Annotated in this window: 15 protein-coding genes; 9 read left to right on the top strand and 6 right to left on the bottom strand. The window is 70.8% G+C overall.

Features of this window, described 5'->3' with window-relative positions; all coding sequences use genetic code 11:
• Positions 1-1,316: 1,316 nt before the first annotated feature.
• Positions 1,317-2,282: a cation diffusion facilitator family transporter gene (locus tag HNR73_RS03620; protein ID WP_239122009.1), complete on the bottom strand. Its 966-nt coding sequence runs from the start codon at positions 2,280-2,282 to the stop codon at positions 1,317-1,319.
• Positions 2,283-2,425: 143 nt separating this feature from the next.
• On the opposite strand from HNR73_RS03620, the gene HNR73_RS03615 reads away from it, so the two are divergent.
• Positions 2,426-5,071: a valine--tRNA ligase gene (locus HNR73_RS03615; RefSeq protein ID WP_184785827.1), complete on the top strand. Its 2,646-nt coding sequence runs from the start codon at positions 2,426-2,428 to the stop codon at positions 5,069-5,071.
• Positions 5,072-5,491: 420 nt separating this feature from the next.
• Here the strand turns inward: HNR73_RS03615 and HNR73_RS03610 are convergent, their stop codons facing one another.
• The gene (locus HNR73_RS03610; RefSeq protein WP_184785826.1) at positions 5,492-6,838 is read right to left on the bottom strand and encodes an MFS transporter; all 1,347 of its coding nucleotides are present in this window, start codon (positions 6,836-6,838) and stop codon (positions 5,492-5,494) included.
• Between the two features lie 514 nt (positions 6,839-7,352).
• Here HNR73_RS03610 and efeU point away from each other — a divergent pair.
• The 7 genes from efeU (at position 7,353) to rarD (ending at position 14,819) form a co-directional block, all read left to right on the top strand.
• Positions 7,353-8,225 (top strand): iron uptake transporter permease EfeU, encoded by an 873-nt coding sequence (gene efeU / locus HNR73_RS03605; RefSeq protein ID WP_239122008.1) that lies wholly within the window; start codon positions 7,353-7,355, stop codon positions 8,223-8,225.
• Entirely contained in the window at positions 8,222-9,370 is a 1,149-nt protein-coding gene (efeO, locus tag HNR73_RS03600; protein WP_184785825.1) for an iron uptake system protein EfeO, read from the top strand. Before efeU ends, efeO begins: the two co-directional genes overlap by 4 nt.
• Positions 9,371-9,380: 10 nt before the next feature.
• Positions 9,381-10,655, top strand: a complete 1,275-nt coding sequence (efeB, locus tag HNR73_RS03595) for an iron uptake transporter deferrochelatase/peroxidase subunit (RefSeq protein WP_184785824.1) — start codon at positions 9,381-9,383, stop codon at positions 10,653-10,655.
• Positions 10,656-10,692: 37 nt separating this feature from the next.
• Positions 10,693-12,012 (top strand): bifunctional folylpolyglutamate synthase/dihydrofolate synthase, encoded by a 1,320-nt coding sequence (locus HNR73_RS03590; RefSeq protein ID WP_184785823.1) that lies wholly within the window; start codon positions 10,693-10,695, stop codon positions 12,010-12,012.
• 19 nt (positions 12,013-12,031) lie between these two features.
• Positions 12,032-12,457 (top strand): DUF4233 domain-containing protein, encoded by a 426-nt coding sequence (locus HNR73_RS03585; protein ID WP_184785822.1) that lies wholly within the window; start codon positions 12,032-12,034, stop codon positions 12,455-12,457.
• A gap of 110 nt (positions 12,458-12,567) precedes the next feature.
• Complete coding sequence (locus tag HNR73_RS03580) at positions 12,568-13,638, top strand: LCP family protein (RefSeq protein WP_184785821.1); 1,071 nt, start codon at positions 12,568-12,570, stop codon at positions 13,636-13,638.
• A 224-nt stretch (positions 13,639-13,862) separates the two neighbouring features.
• A complete protein-coding gene (rarD, locus tag HNR73_RS03575; protein ID WP_184785820.1) occupies positions 13,863-14,819 on the top strand; it encodes an EamA family transporter RarD in 957 nt (318 codons plus the stop codon).
• Here the strand turns inward: rarD and HNR73_RS03570 are convergent.
• The gene (locus tag HNR73_RS03570) at positions 14,797-15,711 is read right to left on the bottom strand and encodes a VOC family protein (protein ID WP_184785819.1); all 915 of its coding nucleotides are present in this window, start codon (positions 15,709-15,711) and stop codon (positions 14,797-14,799) included. The two genes, rarD and HNR73_RS03570, sit on opposite strands and share 23 nt — an antisense overlap.
• 240 nt (positions 15,712-15,951) lie before the next feature.
• Here HNR73_RS03570 and ndk point away from each other — a divergent pair, with 240 nt between their 5' ends.
• Positions 15,952-16,356 carry a nucleoside-diphosphate kinase gene (ndk, locus tag HNR73_RS03565; RefSeq protein ID WP_184785818.1) on the top strand — a complete coding sequence of 135 codons (405 nt, stop codon included), beginning with the start codon at positions 15,952-15,954 and terminating at the stop codon, positions 16,354-16,356.
• A 7-nt stretch (positions 16,357-16,363) separates the two neighbouring features.
• Here ndk and HNR73_RS03560 read toward each other — a convergent pair whose 3' ends face one another.
• The 3 genes from HNR73_RS03560 to HNR73_RS03550 all read right to left on the bottom strand — a co-directional run bounded on the left by HNR73_RS03560 (position 16,364) and on the right by HNR73_RS03550 (position 20,510).
• Positions 16,364-17,992, bottom strand: a complete 1,629-nt coding sequence (locus HNR73_RS03560) for an alpha/beta hydrolase (protein ID WP_184785817.1) — start codon at positions 17,990-17,992, stop codon at positions 16,364-16,366.
• Positions 17,993-18,002: 10 nt separating this feature from the next.
• Positions 18,003-18,305 (bottom strand): hypothetical protein, encoded by a 303-nt coding sequence (locus HNR73_RS03555; RefSeq protein ID WP_184785816.1) that lies wholly within the window; start codon positions 18,303-18,305, stop codon positions 18,003-18,005.
• Between the two features lie 72 nt (positions 18,306-18,377).
• Complete coding sequence (locus tag HNR73_RS03550) at positions 18,378-20,510, bottom strand: anthranilate synthase component I (protein WP_184785815.1); 2,133 nt, start codon at positions 20,508-20,510, stop codon at positions 18,378-18,380.
• Between the last annotated feature and the right edge of the window lie 266 nt (positions 20,511-20,776).

The following is a 20,776-nucleotide window of genomic DNA, read 5'->3' as shown; positions in this document are numbered from 1 at the left end:
ATATGGTGCGAGCCGTCGGAACGGGTCATGACCGCCGCCGCGCCCTCCGGCGGGCGCGACGAGGAACTCGACGCGCTGCGCCTGGAGGTCGAGCGCCTGCGTACGACCGGTGGCGGAGGCGCGGGCCGGCGTTGGCGCGACGGCGGCCGCTGGCTCGGGGCGACGGTGCTGCTCGTCGTCGCGACACTCCTCGCCGGAGTCGCGATGGTCGCCGTCTTCGTCCGTCATGAACTTCTCGACACCGACACCTACGTCGCCACCGTCGCGCCCCTCGCGAAGGACCCGGCCGTGCAGACGGCCGTCTCCAACCGGCTCACCACCGAGATCGTCAACGCCGTCGACTTCGACGGCATCACCGACCAGACCGTCGCCGCCCTCGAACGCATCGGCGCGCCCAAGGTCCTCGACTCCCTCGTCGGCACCGTCGCCGACGCCATCGAGGGCTTCATCGGCACCAAGGTGAGCCAGATCGTCGCCTCCGACGCCTTCGCCCAGGCCTGGGCCGACGCCAACCGCGTCGCCCACACCCAGCTCGACGCCGTCCTCACCGGCCAGGACACCAAGCTCGTCGCCACCAGCGGCACCACCGTCTCGGTCGACCTCGGCGCCTTCCTCGAAGTCGTCAAACAGCGGCTCGTCGACGGCGGCTTCGCCCTCGCCGGGAAAGTTCCCGCCGTGTCGATCCAGTTCACCGTCTTCGACTCGCCCGACCTCGCCAAGGCGCAGCGCCTGACGAAACTCCTCGACACGCTCGCCACCTGGCTGCCCTGGCTCGTGCTCATCCTCTTCATCGCCGCCGTGGCCGCCGCGCCCAAACGTCGCACCGCGATCCTCATCGCCGGAATCATGCTGCTGATCTGGGCGGCGATACTCGTCGTCACCCTCCCCGCCGCCCGCACCTTCTACCTGAACCACCTGCCCGACGGCGTCTCACCCGACGCCGCCGCCGTCGTCTACGACCAGGTCGTCGGACCGCTCGCCGACGCCTTCAAGGCTCTGCTCGTCGCCGCCGCCATCTGGGTCGTCGCCGCGTTCCTGGCCGGGCCGAGCCGTCCCGCCGCCGCGCTGCGCGGAGCCGTCGTCCACGGCTGCGAATGGCTCGCTCGCTCGCTCGGCCACCTGTGGCCGCCCCTCGGCCGCGCCGGACAGGCGCTCGCCCGCTGGTACCGGCCCGCCCAGGTCGCCGTCGTGCTCGGCGGCGTCGTGATCCTGCTCCTCGTGGGCAGGCCGAGCGCTCCGGGCGTGATCTGGACCGCGGTGTGGGTGACGCTGATCGTGCTCGCCCTCGAAGTCCTCGTCCGCGTCCCGCCGCCGCTTCAGTCCGGGGAGGCGGCGCCCGTCTCCTTAGCGGCCGGGCCCGGCGTCGGATCCAGGAAGAGGTACGTGATCGACGGATACCGCGCCCGCAACCGCTTCTCGGCGGCGTCGGCGGCCCGCTCGACGCGCCCGGCGGTCACCGAGTCGACGAAGTCGACCTTCGCCGCGACCAGGACCTCGGCCGGGCCGAGGTGCACCGCGACGAGTTCGCGCACGCCCTCGACCTCCGGCAGCGCCTCCAGCTCGCCGATGATCATCTTCCGCAGGCTCGCCGGAACCGTCTGGCCGACCAGCAGCGACATGTTCGCCACGGCGAGCGTCACGGCGACGCCGATGAGCATGAGCCCGATGACGACGGAGGCGGCACCGTCGTAGACCGGGCTGCCGGTGATCTCGGTCAGCGCGAGCCCGGCCGCGGCGATGACGAGGCCCGCGAGGGCCGCGCTGTCTTCGAGGACGACGGCCTTCAGCGAGGTGTCCGGCGTCAGCTTGAGGAAACGGCGCATGCCCGTCCGCCACCGCCGCGCCTCGTCGCGGGTCTGCCGGATCCCCCTGATCAGCGAGATCGTCTCCAGCACGAAGGAGATCGCGAGGACCGCGTAGGAGATGACGTAGTCGCCGGGCTCGTGGTCGGAACCCATCTCCTGGATGCCGTGCCCGATGGAGAAGCCGCCACCCGCGATGAAGGTGAAGGCCGCGGCGATGAAGGCCCAGAAGTACGCCTCCCGCCCGTAGCCCAGCGGGTGGCGCCTGCTCGCGGGCTTGCCCGAGCGGCGCAGCGCCACGTACAGGAACACCTCGGTGGCGGTGTCGGCCAGGGAGTGCGCGGCCTCGGAGAGCATCGCGGAGGATCCGCTGATCAGGCCCGCGACGGCCTTCGCCACCGCGATGGCGAGGTTCATCGCACCGGCCAGCACGACCGTGCCGACGCTTTCCTCGCTGACGGTGGGCGGGGCGTCGGTCACCGGGGCCTCCTGTGGGTCGTGTCCGGCGGTTTCGGTGAGGATATGACCCATCGTGTCCCCATCGGCGGCAGAACTCGCCGGGGGGCCCTCGCGGCACCGAAACCGGGGTGACCGCCCACTTCGCCCGTACGTAAACTCAGGCCGTGACGAACGCACCCGAACCGCAGCCCAGAGCGTCCCTTCCGTCCCAGTACGCGCCCGCCGAGGTCGAGTCGGCGCGTTACGAGCGGTGGGTAGCCGACGGCCGGTTCCGGGCCGAGACCGACAGCGACAAACCGGCCTACTGCATCGTCATCCCACCGCCCAACGTGACCGGCAACCTGCACGTCGGGCACGCCTTCGAGCACACCCTCATCGACACGGTGATCCGCCGCAAGCGCATGCAGGGCTTCGAGGCCCTGTGGCAGCCCGGCATGGATCACGCCGGGATCGCCACCCAGAACGTGGTGGAGCGCAAGCTCGCCTCGGAGGGCGTGTCGCGCCACGACCTCGGCCGCGAGGCCTTCGTGGAGAAGGTCTGGCAGTGGAAGGAGGAGTCGGGCGGGCAGATCCTCGACCAGATGAAGCGGCTCGGTGACTCCGTCGACTGGGACCGCGAGCGCTTCACCATGGACGAGGGCCTGTCGCGGGCGGTCCGCACGATCTTCAAGCGCCTCTACGACGACGAGCTGATCTACCGCGCCGAGCGCATCATCAACTGGTGCCCGCGCTGCCAGACCGCGATCAGCGACATCGAGGTCGACCACAGCGACGACGACGGCGAGCTCGTGTCGATCCGCTACGGCGACGGCGAGAACGCGATCGTGGTGGCCACGACCCGGGCGGAGACGATGCTCGGCGACACCGCCGTGGCCGTCCACCCCGGCGACGAGCGCTACCGGCACCTGGTCGGCACCGAGATCGAGCTGCCGCTGACCGGCCGCCGGATCCCGATCGTGGCCGACGAGCACGTCGACCCGGAGTTCGGCACCGGCGCGGTGAAGGTCACCCCGGCCCACGACCCCAACGACTTCGAGATCGGCCGCCGGCACGGCCTGCCGTCGATCACCGTCATGGACGAGCGCGCGGTCATCACCGCGCACGGCCCGTTCCTCGGCCTCGACCGTTTCGAGGCGCGCCCGGCGATCGTGGCCGCGCTGCGCGAGCAGGGCCGGATCGTGGCCGAGAAGCGCCCGTACGTGCACGCCGTCGGGCACTGTTCGCGCTGCAAGACGACGATCGAGCCGCGCCTGTCGAAGCAGTGGTTCGTGAAGGTCGCGCCGCTGGCCAAGGAGGCCGGGGACGCGGTGCGCGACGGCCGTGTGAAGGTCTCGCCGCCGGAGATGGAGAAGCGCTACTTCGCCTGGGTCGACAACCTGCACGACTGGTGCATCTCGCGGCAGCTGTGGTGGGGGCACCGGATCCCGATCTGGCACGGCCCGAACGGTGAGCAGGTGTGCCTCGCCGAAGGCGAGGAGCCGCCGGCCGGCTACGTCCAGGATCCCGACGTGCTCGACACGTGGTTCTCGTCGGCGCTGTGGCCCTTCTCGACGATGGGCTGGCCGGACGAGACGCCGGACCTGGCGAAGTTCTATCCGAACGCGATCCTGCTGACCGGCTACGACATCCTCTTCTTCTGGGTCGCCCGGATGATGATGTTCGGGCTGTACGCCTTCAAGGACGCCGAGCCGGCGAAGGCGATCCCCTTCGGCGAGATCGTGCTGCACGGGATGGTCCGCGACCAGTTCGGCAAGAAGATGTCGAAGTCCTTCGGCAACACCATCGACCCGATCGAGTGGATGGACCGCTACGGCGCCGACTCGCTGCGGTTCACCCTCGCGCTGGGCGCCAACCCCGGCGTGGACGTGCCGATCGGCGAGGACTGGGTGCAGGCCTCGCGGAACTTCTGCAACAAGCTGTGGAACGCCACGCGCTTCGCGCTGATCTCGGGCGCCACGACCGAGGGCGAGCTGCCGGCCGCGGAAGGCCTGTCGACGCCCGACCGCTGGATCCTGTCGCGGCTCAACCACACGATCGCCGCCGTCGACGAGTTCTACGCCGACTACGAGTTCGCCAAACTGTCGGACACGTTGCGGCACTTCGCGTGGGACGACGTCTGCGACTGGTACCTGGAGCTGATCAAGCCGGTCCTCGCCGAGGGTGGTGTGGCCGCCGAGCGGACCCGCCGGGTGCTCGGGGAGGTCCTCGAAACGCTGCTGCGGCTGCTGCACCCGCTGATCCCCTTCGTGACCGAGGAGCTGTGGCTGGCGTTGACGCGCGGCGACCAGCTCGGCGAGTCGGTGATGACGGCGCCGTGGCCGGCCCCGCGTGAGGCCTACCTCGACGACGTCGCCGAGGCGCGGGTCACGGCGATCCAGCGGGTCGTCGGTGAGATCCGGCGTTTCCGCAGCGACCAGGGTGTCAAGCCCAGTCAGCGGGTCTCGACGCGGCTGACCGGCCTCGACTCCGCCGGGATCGGCGGCGACGAGGCGCTGATCCGCGCGCTGGCCCGCTTGGGCGAGCCCGGCGACGACTTCGCCGAGACGGCCTCGCTGGCCATCGACGGGGACGTGACGGTCGCCTTCGATACGCGCGGGACGATCGACGTCGCCGCCGAACGCGCCCGCCTCGCCAAGGACCGCACGGCCGCCGAGAAGGAGCTGGAGCAGTGCCGCCGCAAGCTCGGCAACGAGGGTTTCCTGGGCAAGGCGCCGGAGAACGTCGTCGCGGGCATCCGTGAGCGGGAGGCCGCGGCCGCCGCCGCGATCGAGCGGATCACGGCGGCGCTGGCGGCCCTGCCGGAGGGCTGACGCGCACCGAGCACAGGGGACGGCCTCCGCCTTCGGGCGGGGGCCGTTCCTTCGTGGGGGAGAGGACGTTTCCTCGCGCCGGGCGGATCGCGACCCACCGCACGGGTGCCCGGGGCCCGTTCGGTCCGTGCGACGTCGTGCTCGGCGCCTGCCGGGAGCGGCCGGGCACGCGCGGCGGTGTGGAGGGAGGGCCGCTTCGGTCCGTGCGACGTCGTGCTCGGCGCCTGCCGGGAGCGGCCGGAGGTCACCCTCCACCCGCTGCCGCTGCCGCTGCCGCTGCCGCTGCCGCTGCCGCTGCCGCTGCCGTCGGCGACGCTGCCGGAGGCACTGGTCGCGGGTGACACCGGACTCGGCCCGGGCCTTCTCGACGCATCGCGGCGGCGGAGGGGACGCTCTCCCCGCCGCCCCGATCGTCGGTCGCTAGCGGCCGTCTCCCGCGGCGACCACCACGTCGCCCTTCGGCGACGGCGTTGCGGCCGGTTCGCCGTCGTCGCCGCCGGAGGCACTGGCGGCGGCCAGCACGTCGGCGGGGACGTGCCGTTCCAGGAAGCGGCGGGCCATCCGGGTGGCCGGGTGGATGAAGACGGTCGCCACCACGATGACCCCGGCGATCACCAGCCAGCCGGCGGCTCCCCAGCTCAACGCGAGGAAGGTGTAGGCCGCGGGTGCCCCGACCTTGCCGAGGGTGATGGTCAGTTCGGCGGCGCCCTGGTAGGCGCCCCGCCGGCGCGGGTCCATGAGCTCGGCCTCGAAGGTCCAGGTCGCCGCCGACATGTAGAGCTCGGCGCCGGTCAGGGCGATGTGGCCCAGCCAGACCAGCGCGATCGTCGCCCAGCCGATGGTCTCGTGCGTCGCGAGCGTGATCAGGCAGGAGACGACGAACAGGGTCGAGGACAGCCGAATGGCCTTCAGCGCTGTCGGGATGTTCTTGACCCCGCGGGCGGCGGCCATCGGCAGGACGATGCACATCACCGTGTTGGTGCCGAACAGGAAGGCCAGCAGCACGGGCGGGGCGTCGGTCTGCTGGACCAGCCACAGCGGGATGACGACGTTCAGCACCGCCTGGTTGGTCCAGAACACGCCGGTCAGGAACCCGGTGAACAGCCAGCCGGGGTTGCGCAGCGGACCGGGCCCGGGGATGCGCGTCTTGCGTTCCGTCGGGGTGCGCAGGTCGTGCGGGGCACGAGGCAGCCGGGTGACCGCGACCGCGTTGACCAGGGACACCGCGGCGGTGAACCAGGGCAGCGCGTGCAGGACGTCGGTGGAGCGGAAGGCGAGCGCGACCCCGCCGATCGCGGCGCCGAGGGTGAAGCCGAGGTTGAGTGCGGAGTACATGTAGGCGCGCGACCGGACCCGCTCGTCCGGCGGCAGCACGTCGAGCGTGTACGCCCCTTGCGCGGAGAAGCCGAGCGCGCCGATCACCTCGATGCACACGGCCAGCACGACGAAGCCCGTGAAGTCGGTGACGAACGGCCAGACCGCGAACACGCACGCCAGCGCGGCGGCGCTCACCGCCCACATCCGCTTCGGCCCGAAGCGGTCGACGAGCTTGCCCATCGGTACGGCGGCGAGGAAGGCGGCGACGCCCGCGATCGTCAGGCCGATGCCGACCTGGGCGGGCGACAGGCCGACGATCTTGGTGAAGAACACCGCCGACCCGGTCATGAACGCGCCGTCGCCGAGGGCGAACAGCAGCGACTGGAGGGAGAGGCGGCCGGCCAGCCGCGAAGGCGGGCGGGCATGGCCGAGCAGGGCGGAGAACGTCACCGGGGGATTCTCGGCAGGTCGCGCGGCGGGCGCCACCTTATTTTCACGGCCACGACGGGCCGGGTGCCCGGCGGCCGTTCACCGCCGGACCCTCGCCGACCGGTCCCGGTGGGAGCCGAACCGGGACTCGTCCGGCAAATGCCACGACGTGGTCCGGTCGCGCGCACGGACAGTGCGGGCGGCGCGTGCGGACCGTGATCGGCCGGGCGGGTCGGGCGCCGCCCCTCGGTGGGCTTGGTCACGGTGAGGCGGACGCTTGCGGCACGGTGCCCGCCCCGATCGTGCCGCCGGTCGCGCGACCGTCCCCTGTGTCCCCACGGCACTCCGGATCGCGAAATGAAACCGCTTTCCGTGATCGCCGGGTAACGATTCGGCTCCTTCTGTGCTCTCAGGCGGATCTCAGCTTGACATGCTCACCCGAACCGTCACTAAGGTGACCAAGGCAAGGCTTACCTAGCAATGGTGAGCCTTACCGAGCTTCCCCGAACATCCGCCGTCATCCCCGGAGCCAGTCGTGCCGAACCTCGGGATCTACCTCATCGGCCTGCGCGAAGGCCTGGAGGCGACCCTCGTCGTCTCCATCCTCGTCGCCTTCGTCGTCAAAGCCGACCGGCGCAACCGCCTGCCCCTCATCTGGCTCGGCGTCGGCGCCGCCGTCGCGGTCTCCGTCCTCTTCGGGTACCTGCTGAGCTACACCGAGACGAGCCTGCTGGCCGATCCGAGCGACCGGGAGCTCTTCGAGGCGATCACCTCGGTCCTGGCCGTGCTGTTCGTGACCTGGATGATCTTCTGGATGCGCAAGGTCTCCCGCCGGCTCAAGGGCGACCTCACCGCCAAACTCGCCGAGGCCATCGCCGTCGGCGGCTTCGCCGTCCTGGTGATGGCCTTCCTCGCCGTCGTCCGCGAAGGCATCGAGACGAGCCTGATCTTCTACGCCGCCGCGCAGAACACCGGCGGCAACGGGCCGCTGCTCGCGCTGACCGGCGGGGTGGCGACCTCCGTCGTCATCGGGGTCCTGCTCTACCTCGGCGCCGTGCGGATCAACCTCGGCAGGTTCTTCACCTGGACCGGCGTCCTGCTGGTCTTCGTGGCCGGCGGGATCCTCAAGTACGGCGTGCACGACTTCCAGGAGGCCAACGTCCTCCCCGGACTCAACGACCACGCCTTCGACATCTCGGCGAGCTTCCCGCCCACCGAGTGGTACGCCGAACTCGTGCGCGGCCTGTTCAACTTCACGCCCGCGCCCACCGTCCTGGAGACGATCGCCTGGGCCGCCTACGTGGTGGTCGTGCTCGTCTTCTTCCTCTGGCCGGCCAAGCCGTCCGCCCCCGCCGCAGAACCCGTCGCCGACGACGCGACGTCCACGAAGGAGACCGCGCAGAAATGAACGCCCCCCACAACCGGCTGATGATCGGCGGCGCACTCGCCGCGACGGTCGCCCTGGCACTCGCCGGCTGCGGCGGTGACGACGCCGGCGGCGGCGAAACGCCCGCCGGCAACGAGATCGCGGTCACCGCCACCGACACCGAGTGCACGCTCTCCAAGACCGACCTGACCACCGGCAACTACACCTTCGCGGTCGAGAACAAGGGCACGCAGGTCACCGAGTTCTACGTCTACGGACCCGACGACCTCATCGTCGGTGAGGTGGAGAACATCGCCCCCGGCCTGTCCCGCAAGCTCACCGTGCCGCTGAAGTCGGGCTCCTACCAGGGCACCTGCAAGCCCGGCATGGTCGGCGACGGCATCCGCCAGACCCTCACCGTCACCGGTGACGACGCCGCCGCGGCCGACGACGCCGAACTGGCCGCCGCCGTGGCTACCTACAAGCAGTACGTCGCCACCCAGGCCGACGAGCTCGTCACCCTGACCGGCCAGTTCACCGAGGCCGTCAAGAAGGGCGACGCCGACGAGGCCAAGCGCCTCTTCCCGCTCGCCCGCGAGCCGTGGGAGCGCATCGAGCCCGTCGCCGAGATCTTCGGCGACCTCGACCCGATCATCGACGGCCGCGAAGGCGACGTGCCCGAGGGCGGCGAGTTCACCGGCTTCCACAAGCTGGAGAAGGACCTGTGGGAGACCAAGGACATCTCCAAGTCCGGTGAGATGGCCGACAAGCTGCTCACCGACGTCAAGGAGATCGCCGAGAAGGCCAAGGGCGCCGAACTGACCGCCGCCCAGGTCGGCAACGGCGCCAAGGAACTCCTCGACGAGGTCGCCAGCACCAAGATGACCGGTGAGGAGGACGAGTTCTCGCACACCGACCTGTGGGACTTCAACGCCAACATCAGCGGTGCCCAGCAGGCCATCGAGGCGCTGCGCCCGGTCCTCGCCGCACGCGACGCGGCCTTCCTCGGCACCCTCGACACCGCCTTCAAGAACGTCAACGACACCCTGGCGCAGCACAGGAAGGGCGACGGCTGGAAGCTGCACACCGAGCTGACCGACGCCGACCTCAAGGAGCTGTCCGACGTGATCAACGCGCTCGCCGAGCCGCTGAGCCACGTCGGCGCCAAGGTCCTGCCGACCCAGTAGGGGAAACGACATGAGCAGCAGCACCGACCAGAGCGGACTGTCACGCCGGGCGATGCTCGGGGTCGTCGGCGGCGCGGGTGTCGCCGTCGGCGTCGCGGGCGCCTCGATCGCCTACGGTCCACAAGGGACCGCGCACGCGGCCGACGTGGACGGGCCGATCGAGTTCTACGGCGAGCACCAGGCCGGGATCGTCACGCCCGCGCAGGACCGTCTGCACTTCGCGGCCTTCGACCTGATCACCGAGTCGAGGGACGACCTGGTCGCACTGCTGCGCGCCTGGAGCGAGGCCGCCGCACAGATGACCGCCGGTCGCCCCGCGGGGGCGACCGGCGCCGTCGACGGCCACCCCGCGGCGCCGCCCGACGACACCGGCGAGGCCCTCGACCTGCCGCCCGGCGGGCTGACGCTGACCATCGGTTTCGGGCCCTCGCTGTTCGTCGACGCCGAAGGCCGCGACCGCTTCGGCCTCGCCGACCGCAAACCCGAGGCGCTCGCCGAGCTGCCGCACTTCGTCGGCGATGCCCTGCGGCCCGAGATCTCCGACGGCGACCTGTGCGTCCAGGCCTGCGCCTACGACCCGCAGGTCGCCGTGCACGCGATCCGCAACCTCGCGCGGATCGGCTTCGGGAAGGTCTCGGTGCGCTGGTCGCAGCTCGGTTTCGGCCGGACCTCGGCGACCTCGCGGGAGCAGACGACCCCGCGCAACATGATGGGCTTCAAGGACGGGACCAACAACCTCAAGGCCGAGGACACCGCGCTGCTCGGCGAGCACGTGTGGGTGCCCGAAGGCGAAGGCCCGGCGTGGATGGCCGGCGGGTCCTATGTGGTCACCCGCCGCATCCGGATGACGATCGAGACCTGGGACCGGACGCCCCTCGGCGAGCAGGAGACGATCATCGGCCGGACCAAGGGCTCGGGCGCGCCCCTCGGCGGCGTCAAGGAGTTCGACGAGCTCGACTTCGGCAAGGCCGGCGCCGACGGGACCCCGGCCATCCCCATGCAGGCCCACGTCCGGCTCGCCCACCACTCGACGACCAACGGCGCGCGCATGCTGCGGCGGGGGTACAACTTCACCGACGGCTCGGACGGGCTGGGCAGGCTGGACGCGGGGCTGTTCTTCATCGCCTACCAGCGTGACCCGCGGACCGGGTTCGTGCCGGTGCAGCTCAATCTGGCCTCGGACGTGCTCAACGAGTACATCCGGCACGTGGGCAGCGGTTTGTTCGCCTGCCCGCCGGGGGTGAAGGGGCCCGGCGGGTTCTGGGGCGAAGGGTTGTTCGGGTAGGAGTGCGGGCGCCGGAAGCCGCGTCTACCCTGACCAGGTGACCGAAGACTTCGCCGCCGTCAACGCCGAGCTGGAGGCTCGCGGCTTCAGCCGCTGGGTCTTCAAGCTCGAACGCATCAAAGCGCTCCTCGACCTTCTCGGCAACCCCGAGCGCGCGTTCCGTTCGATCCACATCACCGGGACCAACGGCAAGACCACGACCGCGCGCATGATCGAGTCGCTGCTGCGGGCCCACGGCCTGCGCACCGGGCGCTACACCAGCCCCCACCTGCGCTCCATCGTCGAACGCGTCAGCATCGACGGCGAGTACATCTCCGAAGACGACTTCGTCCGCGTCTACCGGGAGGTCGCGCCCCTCGCGAAGCTGGCCGACGAGAAGTACGACGAGAGCCTCACCTACTTCGACGTCACCACGGCCCTCGCCTTCGCCGCCTTCGCCGACGCGCCCGTCGACGTCGGCGTCATCGAGGTCGGTCTCGGCGGCGAGACCGACGCCACCAACGTCCTCGGCGCCGAAGTGGCGGTCGTCACGCCCATCGGGCTCGACCACACCGAATGGCTCGGCGACCGCATCGAGGACATCGCCGACATGAAGGCCGGCATCATCCACAAGGGCGCCACCCTCGTCACCGCCGAACAGGAACCCGAGGCCCTCGAACCCCTCCTGCGCCGCTCCGCCCAGGTCGGCGCCACCGTGATGCGCGAAGGCAAGGACTTCGGCGTCACCGAGCGCTACCTCGCCTTCGGCGGCCAGGTCCTCACCCTCCAGGGCATCGGGGAACGCTACGAAGAGGTCTTCGTCCCCCTCCACGGCGGCCACCAGGCGCAGAACGCGGCCATCGCGCTCGCCGCCGTCGAGTCGCTGCTCGGCGCCGGACTCGACGCCGAGGTCGTGCGCGAGGGCTTCGCACAGGTCACCTCACCGGGCCGGATGGAACGCGTCCGGACCGCGCCGACGGTCCTCCTCGACGTCGCCCACAACCCGCACGGCATGGCCGCCACCGTCAAGGCCGTCAGCGAGGAGTTCGGTTTCGAACGCCTCGTCGTGGTCATCGGCGTCGTCGCCGACAAGGACGTCGCGGGCATGCTGGAGCTCCTGGAGCCCATCACCGACCAGCTCATCGTCACCCGCAGCACCAACCCCCGGGCGATGGCGCCGGCGAAGCTCACCCGCATCGCCGAGGACATCATGGGCGAGGAGCGCGTGCAGTCCGAGCCGTCCCTGCCCGAGGCGATCGAACTGGCCGTCCAGCGCGCCGAGGACGCCTCCGGCATCACCCTCGGCGCCTCGGGCGTCCTCATCACCGGCTCGGCCTACCTCGTCGGGGAGGCCCGCACCCTGCTCGTCAGGGAGTGACCGCCCCCACCCCCGTACCATGGCTGGCGTGGAACAGGTGCGCGAAGACGCCGTCGACCAGGCCGAGCCCAATGACGCGGACGACGCGACACGCTCGGGCCTGCGCGACCCCCAGCGGGCCGTCCGCGGTCTCGGCGCGATGGTGCTCGCCCTGGAAGGGCTCGTCCTCCTGCTGGCGATCGCGCCCTTGAACATGCTCGACGTGCCCAACGTCGGCCTGGCGATCGGTGTCGTGGTCGCGCTGTCGGTCGCGTCGATGGCGCTCGCCGGGATGATGCGACGCCCGTGGGCGTGGCACGCGGGCTGGGCCGTCCAGGCCGCACTGCTCGCCTGCTATCCCCTCCACTGGATGCTCACCGCGATCGGCGTGGTGTTCGCCCTGGTGTGGCTGTACTCGCTGCACGTGCGGAGGGTGCTGTCGCGCCCGCCGGTCCGTGATCTTTGATCTCGACTCGGCGTCGGATTGGTCACGGTCCTCTCCGGCGCAACCGATCCGTCATCTGAACGCGTTTTCCTCCATGAAGAGACTTTCACCTTCATCGAGGACGGACGATCATGGCCTGGAAGCGTCGTGGTGACGGCGAGCGCGGCACGAGCCGTGATCGGCGCAGAAGTCCGCTGTGGGCGAAGATCCTGGTGTTCTGCGGCGTCCTGCTCATGGCCGCCTCGGGCGGCGCGGTGGTCTACGCGCGCATGCTCACCGAGACGGTCAACGACGCCGTCGTCGAGGAGGACCTGCTCGGCGAGACCGCCGTCCAGACCGGCGTCGACTACGTCGCCACGAACGGGCCGCTGAACTTCCTCATGATCGGCACCGACTCGCGCGACGCCAAGGACGTCGACGCCGAGGCGCGCACCGACACGATCATGATCCTGCACATCCCGAAGGGCCTCGACAAGGCCTATCTGATCTCGATCCCACGGGACCTGTGGGTGAAGATCCCGCGCTGCTGGGACGGCGAGACCGGCTGTGAGGAGCGCGTCAACGCCGCCTACGTCTTCGGCGGCGACACCCGCGCCAAGCGCTTCAAGCTCCTCGCCGAGACCGTCAGCGGTTTCACCGACCTGAAGTTCGACGGCGCGGCCATCATCAACTTCAACAGCTTCAAGGAGGTCGTCGACCTCGTCGGCGGTGTCGAGCTGTGCCTTGAGGAGACCATCACCTCCATCCACAGCTACAAGACCTTCAAGAAGGGCTGCAAGGAGTACCAGGCCAAGGACGCGCTCGACATCGTCCGCCAGCGCAAGATGTACGCGGACGGCGACTTCGCGCGCCAGCGCATGCAGCAGCGTTTCGTCAAGTCGCTGCTGAAGCGGGCCGAGGAGCAGGGCTACCTGTCGGATCCGACCAAGATCACGACGCTGATCGAGAAGGTCGGCGCCACCTTGACCGTGCAGTGCCCGACGGGGATGCGCCCGACCGACGTCGCCTACACCCTGCGCGGCATCAAACCGGGCGCGATGACGATGGTGAAGGTGCCGACGACCCCGCAGACCATCGGGGCGGCGGAGGTGCTGGTCGCCGAGGACACCGCGAAGGACCTGTGGAAGGCCATCGCCGACGACGGCCTCGAACCCTTCCTCGCCGAGCACGCCGACCTGGTGAACAAGGACGTCGAGAAGTAGGCGCCCCGGCGGAGAACGCCGCGATCCGTCCGTACCGTGCTTGTCGGGACCCCTGGGGATGCCGAGGGAAGCGCGTGTTCCGGTCGGGCGCGGGCAGCCTCGCCGTGCCTCCCGGTGAGCTTCGGCACAGGCACCGCGTCCCGCCCGCCACCAGCCTCGCAGGCGGCCTCACCGGCGCCCGCCGGTAAGTTGCGGGTACCCACACCGCCCCGTACGTTTGCGCGGTGAGCGACACCCGCCGTGGCTACGCGTTCGCCTTCGCGGCGTACGGCCTGTGGGGCCTGGTCCCCTTGTACTGGAAGCTCCTGCGGCCCGCAGGACCCGTCGAGATCCTCGGCCACCGCATCCTCTGGTCGGTGGTCTTCACCGGGCTGCTCCTGTGCGGCGTGTGGTTCCGCGGCCGCCGCCGCGACCCACTCAACGGGCCGGGAGCGCTGCGCACGCTTCTGCGCGACCGCCGCAAGCTCTTCGGCGTGGGCGTCGCCGCCACCGTCATCACGGTCAACTGGGGCGTCTACATCTACGGCGTCAACGCCGACCGGGTCGTGGAGACCTCGCTCGGCTACTTCATCAACCCGCTCGTGTCGGTCGCCCTGGGCGTGCTGTTCTTCCGGGAGCGCCTGCGCACGTGGCAGTGGGCGGCCGTGGTGGTCGGCGCGCTGGCCGTCGGGGTACTCACCATCGACTACGGGCACCCGCCGTGGATCGCGCTGACCCTGGCCTTCAGCTTCGCCGCCTACGGCGCGGTGAAGAAGCGCCTGGGGCTCCCGCCGGCCGAGAGCCTGTTCGTGGAGTCGGTGTTCATGGCGCTGCCCGCGCTGGTCTTCATCGGCTGGCTGGAGGCGGCCGGCGAGGGCACGTTCACGTCGGTGTCCTGGGCCCAGTCGCTGCTGCTCGCCGGCGCCGGCGTGGTGACGGCGGTGCCGCTGCTGTTCTTCGGCGCGGCGGCCAACCGGCTGCCGCTGTCGGTGCTGGGCATGATCCAGTACGTCGGGCCGGTGCTCCAGTTCGTCTTCGGGGTCACCGTCTTCGGCGAGGCGATGCCGCCCGGCCGGTGGATCGGCTTCGGGCTGGTCTGGGCGGCCCTGCTGATCTTCAGCGCCGACGGCCTCCGCCGCTCGCGCCGGCTTCGGCGCCCGGTCTCCGAGCCCGCCGTGGTCACAGCTCCCGTATCTCGGTGATCGCCAGACCGTGCCCGTCGGGGTCGCTGAAGGACGCCGCGACGACCTCGTAGGTCCCGCCGGTGATCGCCGCCCGGGGACCGTGGCTGAACACCACACCCCGGTCCTGCAACTGCAGGTAGGCGTTGTCCACATCGGACACCTCAAGGGCCAGGTGCATCAGCGGACTGTGCCGCTCCGGCGTGTCATCGCGACGGCGGACCAGCAGCACCCGGCCGAACCCGGCCTCCAGCAGCACCGCGTCGGCCGAACGGTCCAGCTCCACCAGGCCCAGCAGACCCGTGTAGAACTCCACCGACACCTCGATGTCGGCGACGACCAGCGTCGCCGCCACGTCGCGCACCGACGCCGCCGGCAGGAAGGTCTCATCCGACACGAAGGCCCGCGAGTCGTCCAGCGGCCCACCGAGCTCGTCGACATGGCCGCTGTAGCGCTCGTTGCGGTCGCCGGGCTTCGGCTTGGGATCCCAGGCGGGCTGGCGCTGCCTCGGCGCCACCGGGGGCGGCGGAGGCGGCGGCAACGGATCCTCGTCGACGCGCAGCCGCGCCTCCAGATCGTCGATCGAGGCGAGCTCGCTCTCGTCGAGCGGCTCCTCCTCCTCTTCCTCTTCGTCGGGGTCGTCACCGCGCATCTCGGCGATGAACTCCTCGACCGGGCCGGGAGGATTGCGCGGCTCGGCCTGCGGGGTCCGGCGCAGTTTGTTGCTGATGCGCTCACGCGTCAAGATCGCCACACCGCCGCCCAGCAGGAGGAAGGCCAGCAGGCCCGCCGTGATGCTGCGGCTCCCCGCCGCCAGCGCGAGAGTGAACAGCGAGAGCAGTATTAACAGCCCCGCGCCCAGCAGGCGCCCGGACATGGGCCGCCGAGCCGGCCGCCGCTGCCGTACCGCCATGGTCCCTCCCTTGTGGACACAGGACCTCCGGGGCCCTGCGCGCAGCTTAGATCGGCGCGCGCGCCGGGGGCAACCTGCCGGTCACTCCCGGCGAGCGCGCCCGGCGGAGTGGCCCACGTCTCACCAAGCCCCTCACCAGGCACGATCCCTCGACGAGCGCTCCCTGCGGCCCCGCCCGGCCGCCGCGTCCGGTTAAGCTGGCCGCCCACGGTCAACCGAAGCCGCAAGGAGGCCACTTCCGTGTCCCAGCAGACCCTGGTCCTGATCAAGCCCGACGCCGTCGCCCGCGGCCTCGTCGGCGAGGTGCTCGGCCGGCTGGAGCGCAAGGGCCTGCGCATCGAGGCGATGCGGCTGCGCACCATGGACGCCGCGCTCGCCGACGCGCACTACGCCGAGCACGTCGAGAAGCCGTTCTACCCGCCGCTGAAGGAGTTCATGACCAGCGGCCCCCTCGTGTCGCTGATCGTGTCCGGCGACGAGGCCATCACCGTCGTGCGCGCCCTCGCCGGAGCGACCGACGGCCGCGCCGCCGCGCCCGGGACGATCCGCGGCGACCTGTCGCTGTCGAACCGCGAGAACCTGATCCACGCCTCGGACTCCCCGGAGTCGGCGAAGCGGGAGATCGGGTTGTGGTTCGAGGACTGAACCCGGTTCACCACCGCGGTATCGGCCGCTGGTCGAAGGGGTTGAAGTCCTTCCCCTTCGGCGCGGTCACCTCGTCGCCCCGGCCCACCACGATCTTGCCGACGTTGTCGTTGAACTCCTTGCTGGACCAGTAGCCGGTGTGCCCGGCGTCGGCGCTGTCGAAGACCTTGGCCCCGTACTCAGGTGAGATCGTGCGCGGTCCGTGCACGTCGATGTTGGCGACCTGGTCGCCGCCGCCCTGGGTGGCGTAGACCTTCGGGTTGCCGACGTACCCGTCGGCCTTCTCGGAGCGGTCCTCCTGGCCGCTGCCGGGTGAGGCGACGTGCACGATGTTGTCGGCCTTGAGGTCGTACTTGTCGGCCGCGTAGCCGACGGTCGAACCGCCGTAGCTGTGGCCGAGGACGGTGTTGTTCGACTTCGCGGGGCCCTCGTGGGTCTCGCGCAGGCCGTTTTGGAAGTCGGCGAGATCCTTGGCGCCGGCCTTGAAGTAGGAGTCCGACGGCGAGTTGAGGGCCGGGTTGTCCGGGGCGTCGTAGTCGAGCCAGGTGATCGACGCCGTCGACTTGTTCGGGTCGGCGGCGGCGGCCTCCTGCTGCGTGGTGTAAGAGCGGTCGAGGTCCTCGCCGAAGGTCGCCAGGTCGGCTTTCGTGCCCGGCACGTAGGTCACGACGTTGTCGGCCTTGTCCGGGTCGCCGATCGACACGATCGCCTTGCCGTCGTCGGCGGTGTCGTACTTGAGGAGGAGGGTGTCGGGGCCGGGCTTGGCGTCGACCTCGGCGAGTTTCTTCTCCAGCTTGTCGAGGGCCGCCCACTCCTTGCCGAGTTCTCGTTGCTCGCGCTGGAGCTTCGCGCGTTCCTCGGGGGTGGTCTCCGGGTCGTGGAGCTTGTCGTAGATCTGCCGGGCGCGGTCTTCGATCTCCTGCTGGCGGTTGTCGAGCTTGAGGCGGTTGGCGTCGTCGCGGTCCTTGGCGGGGACGCCGTCGAGGTCGCCGATCTTGCCGGGGTACTCGTTCTTCAGGGCCTCCTGCTCGGCGGGACTCAGGCTCTTCCACCAGGCGGCGACCTCCGCCGGGGTGTCGACGTCCTTGCCGGGCAGTTTGCCGGCGAGGTCGGCGTCGCTGAGGTTCGCCGCGTCGGGAGTGACCACCGAGGCCAGCTTGCCGCTCGCGCGGCCGTCGGCCTCGTTGGCGGCCTTGAGCGCCTCGGCGATCTTGTCGGCGACGGCCTTGGTTCCGGTGGCGATGTTGGCCATCCAGCCGTCGGACTTGCGGGCCTCGGGCGGCGGTGCGGCGGTGACGGTGCCGTCCGCGGAGATCTTCGCCGGCACCGACGCCGCCATCTCGTGGGCCTGCGTGAGCAGCTTCTGGGCGTGCTGGATGCCGGCGGCGAGTTCGGTCAGCGCGTTGCCGACGGTCTCATAGGCCGCGGTCGCCTGCTCGTAGTCCCGCTGCTGCGTGGTGAACGCCGCCTGCGCGGCGTCGGAGTCCTTCCCCGACCACAGTCCCGGCAGGCGTTTGCGCTGGATCCGGACGTCCTCGGCGAAGGAGTCGAGGTCCCGGGCGACGGAGGCGGCCTTCTCCCCGGCGGTCACCAGCGGGCCCGGCCGGGCGGCCCGGAGTTCGGCGTAGTCCACCATGTGCGCTCCCTCAGCCCAGCGCGTCGACGACGGCGTCGAGATTGTTCTTGGCCGAGCGATCGGTGCGCTCGTGGTCGTCGACGGCGGCGTTCAGAGCCCCGGCCGCCTTCGCGGTGGCCTCGCCGACGGCGGTGGACTGCCGGTGCAGCTTGTCGTTGACGTCCCCGAAGGCCTTCACGGCGGTGAACCCCTCGTTGCCCTCGGCGGCCTTGTCGAGGGTGCTCTTGGCGCGGTTGAGGAACTCGGCCACGTCCTCACCGACCGCGCGGACCTTCTTGGCGCAGTCGCGGACGTCGCCGTACCGGATCTCCATGGCCCCGCTCCTCTCCTCGCGCCCGCAGCCTAACGAAGAGAGGAGCCTTCCCGCTGTCCCGGAAAATCGGGCCTATCCGGCCCGTTCGCCCACCAGCCCCAGCACGTTCGCCACGATCGTGTGCCCGGCCCGGCCGGTCGCCGTCAGGATCGACTCGGGGTGGAACTGCACGCCGTAGCGCCGGCGTTCGTGGTCCTCGATCGCCATGACGACGTCGTCGGTCATGGCGGTGGCGGTGAAGCCGCCGCGGACCTGGTCGGCCTTCGCGTGCAGCGAGTGGTACCTGGCGGCGGTGAACTCGTCGGGCAGTCCGGCGAGCATCCGTCCACCGAGGACCTTCACGACGCCGGGCTTGCCGTGCACGGGTTCGGGCAGCAGCGCGAGGGTCCCTCCACCGTGCTCGATCATCGCCTGCAGCCCGAGGCACACGCCGAAGGCGGGCAGGCCACGGCCGTCCAGTTCGGACAGCAGCCCCGCGCAGTCGAAGTCCTTCGGGCGGCCGGGCCCGGGGGACAGCACGACGAGGTCGGGCCGGTCGGTGTCCAGCATGGACGGTGGGAAGCCGAAGCGCAGCGTGGTCACGTCGGCGCCGTACTGGCGGAAGTAGTCGGCGAGGGTGTTGACGAACGAGTCCTGGTGGTCGACGAGCAGGATCCGGCGCCCGGCGCCGACCGGCTCGGTCACCGCCGCCGGGGCGGCCGGCGCGGGCGGCGTGCCGACCGACTCCAGCAACGCGCGGGCCTTCAGGTGCGTCTCGCGCTCCTCCGACGCCGGGTCGGAGTCGTACAGCAAAGTCGCCCCCGCCCGCACGGTCGCCAGACCGTCGCGGATCTGCGCGGTCCGCAGCGTCAGGCCGGTGTTGGCGGTCCCGTCGAAGCCCAGATACCCGACGGCGCCCCCGTACCAGCGGCGCGGTGTCGCCTCGTGCTCCTCGATGAACTGCATCGCCCACGTCTTCGGCGCACCCGTCACGGTCACCGCCCACGTGTGGGTGAGGAAGGCGTCGAGCGCGTCGAACTCCGGGCGCAGCGTCCCCTCGACATGGTCGACGGTGTGGATCAGCCGCGAGTACAGCTCGATCTGGCGGCGCCCGATCACCTGGACGCTGCCCGGCACGCAGACCCGCGACTTGTCGTTGCGGTCGACGTCGGTGCACATCGTCAGCTCCGACTCCTCCTTCGCCGAACCGATCAGCTCGGCGATGCGCACGGCGTCCTCCAGCGGGTCGGCGCCCCGGCGGATCGTCCCGGCGATCGGGCACGTCTCCACCCGGCGGCGCCCGGGCGGGCCGCTGACCCGCACGTACATCTCCGGGGAGGCGCCGACGAGGTACTCGCCGTCGCCGAGGTTGAAGAAGAACTCGTAGGGCGCGGGATTGGCCGCGGTCAGCCGCTCGTAGAACGCGCCCGGGGAGTCGCAGGCGGCGTGCATGGTGTGGCTCGGTGTGACCTCGAAGAGATCGCCCTGGTAGAAGCGCTCGCGGGCCTTTTCGACGATCTCGGCGTAGGCGCCGGGCGTCGGCGGCGGCGGGACGACGGCCGCGGGGGAGTAGGGCGTGGGCTCGGCCTCGCGGGCGAGACCGGCGGTCGACTCGCCGTCGACCTCGAACTCGTAGCGGTGGACGTGCGCGCGTTCCCGCTTGCGGTCGACGACATAGATCTCGTCGGCGAGGTGCAGGACCAGGTCGCGGTCGCCGGGGGCGCGGTCGAGGACGGTCCGGATCGGCTCGAACTGGAAGGACAGGTCGTAGCCGAAGGCGCCGTAGAAACCGAGGTGGGGATCGGTGCCGGCCATCGCGGCCATCATCGCGCGCAGGGCGGTGAACACCGACGGGCGGCGGGTCCGTTGCTCCTCGCTGACGACGGCATCGCTGCCGGGGACGTGCACGGTGACGAGCCCGGGCTCGTCGGCGACGGTCTCCCCGCAGGGCAGGATCGCCCGCCGCAGCAGGGGGAGCAACACCAGTCCGCGCGCGTTGAGCGAACGCACGGTCAGCGTCCGGCCGCGTGCGACGACCTCGACGGAAGGATGCAGGTAGGCGAGGTTCCAGCGGCTGTAGCGGCCGGGATACTCCATGCCCGAACTGAGCACGCCCCCGCGCCCGTGCTCAACGGCCGCCACGATCGCGGGCAGGTCCGCCGGGTCGAACTCCTCGGTGTGCCGGGTCACGCGCGCGCCCCCGGCGGTCAACTCTTCACTGGTCATGCCCACAGCCCTCGATAGCTCTCAACGATCGATATCCCACCGGAGAGCCGGGCCGCCCAAGGAAAAAGCGACCGCCATCACCCCGGCGGTCGCGTACGACTACATGCGAAATCCACGCCGCCTGTCAGCGGCGCCACCAGCTTCGATGGGTCACGGGTCGCATGGCGGCGACTTTAGCACGGGCTTCCCGGCCGCCCCTGAAGCGGAGTGTCTCACCGTGATAACGGATAAATCACGAAAGGGATTCGACCGATCCGGGGGCAGCG

The organism is Phytomonospora endophytica (assembly GCF_014202425.1).
Classification (GTDB): domain Bacteria; phylum Actinomycetota; class Actinomycetes; order Mycobacteriales; family Micromonosporaceae; genus Phytomonospora; species Phytomonospora endophytica.
Note: the sequence above shows the minus strand (reverse complement) of the source record. Positions and strands in the feature narration are given on the sequence as shown.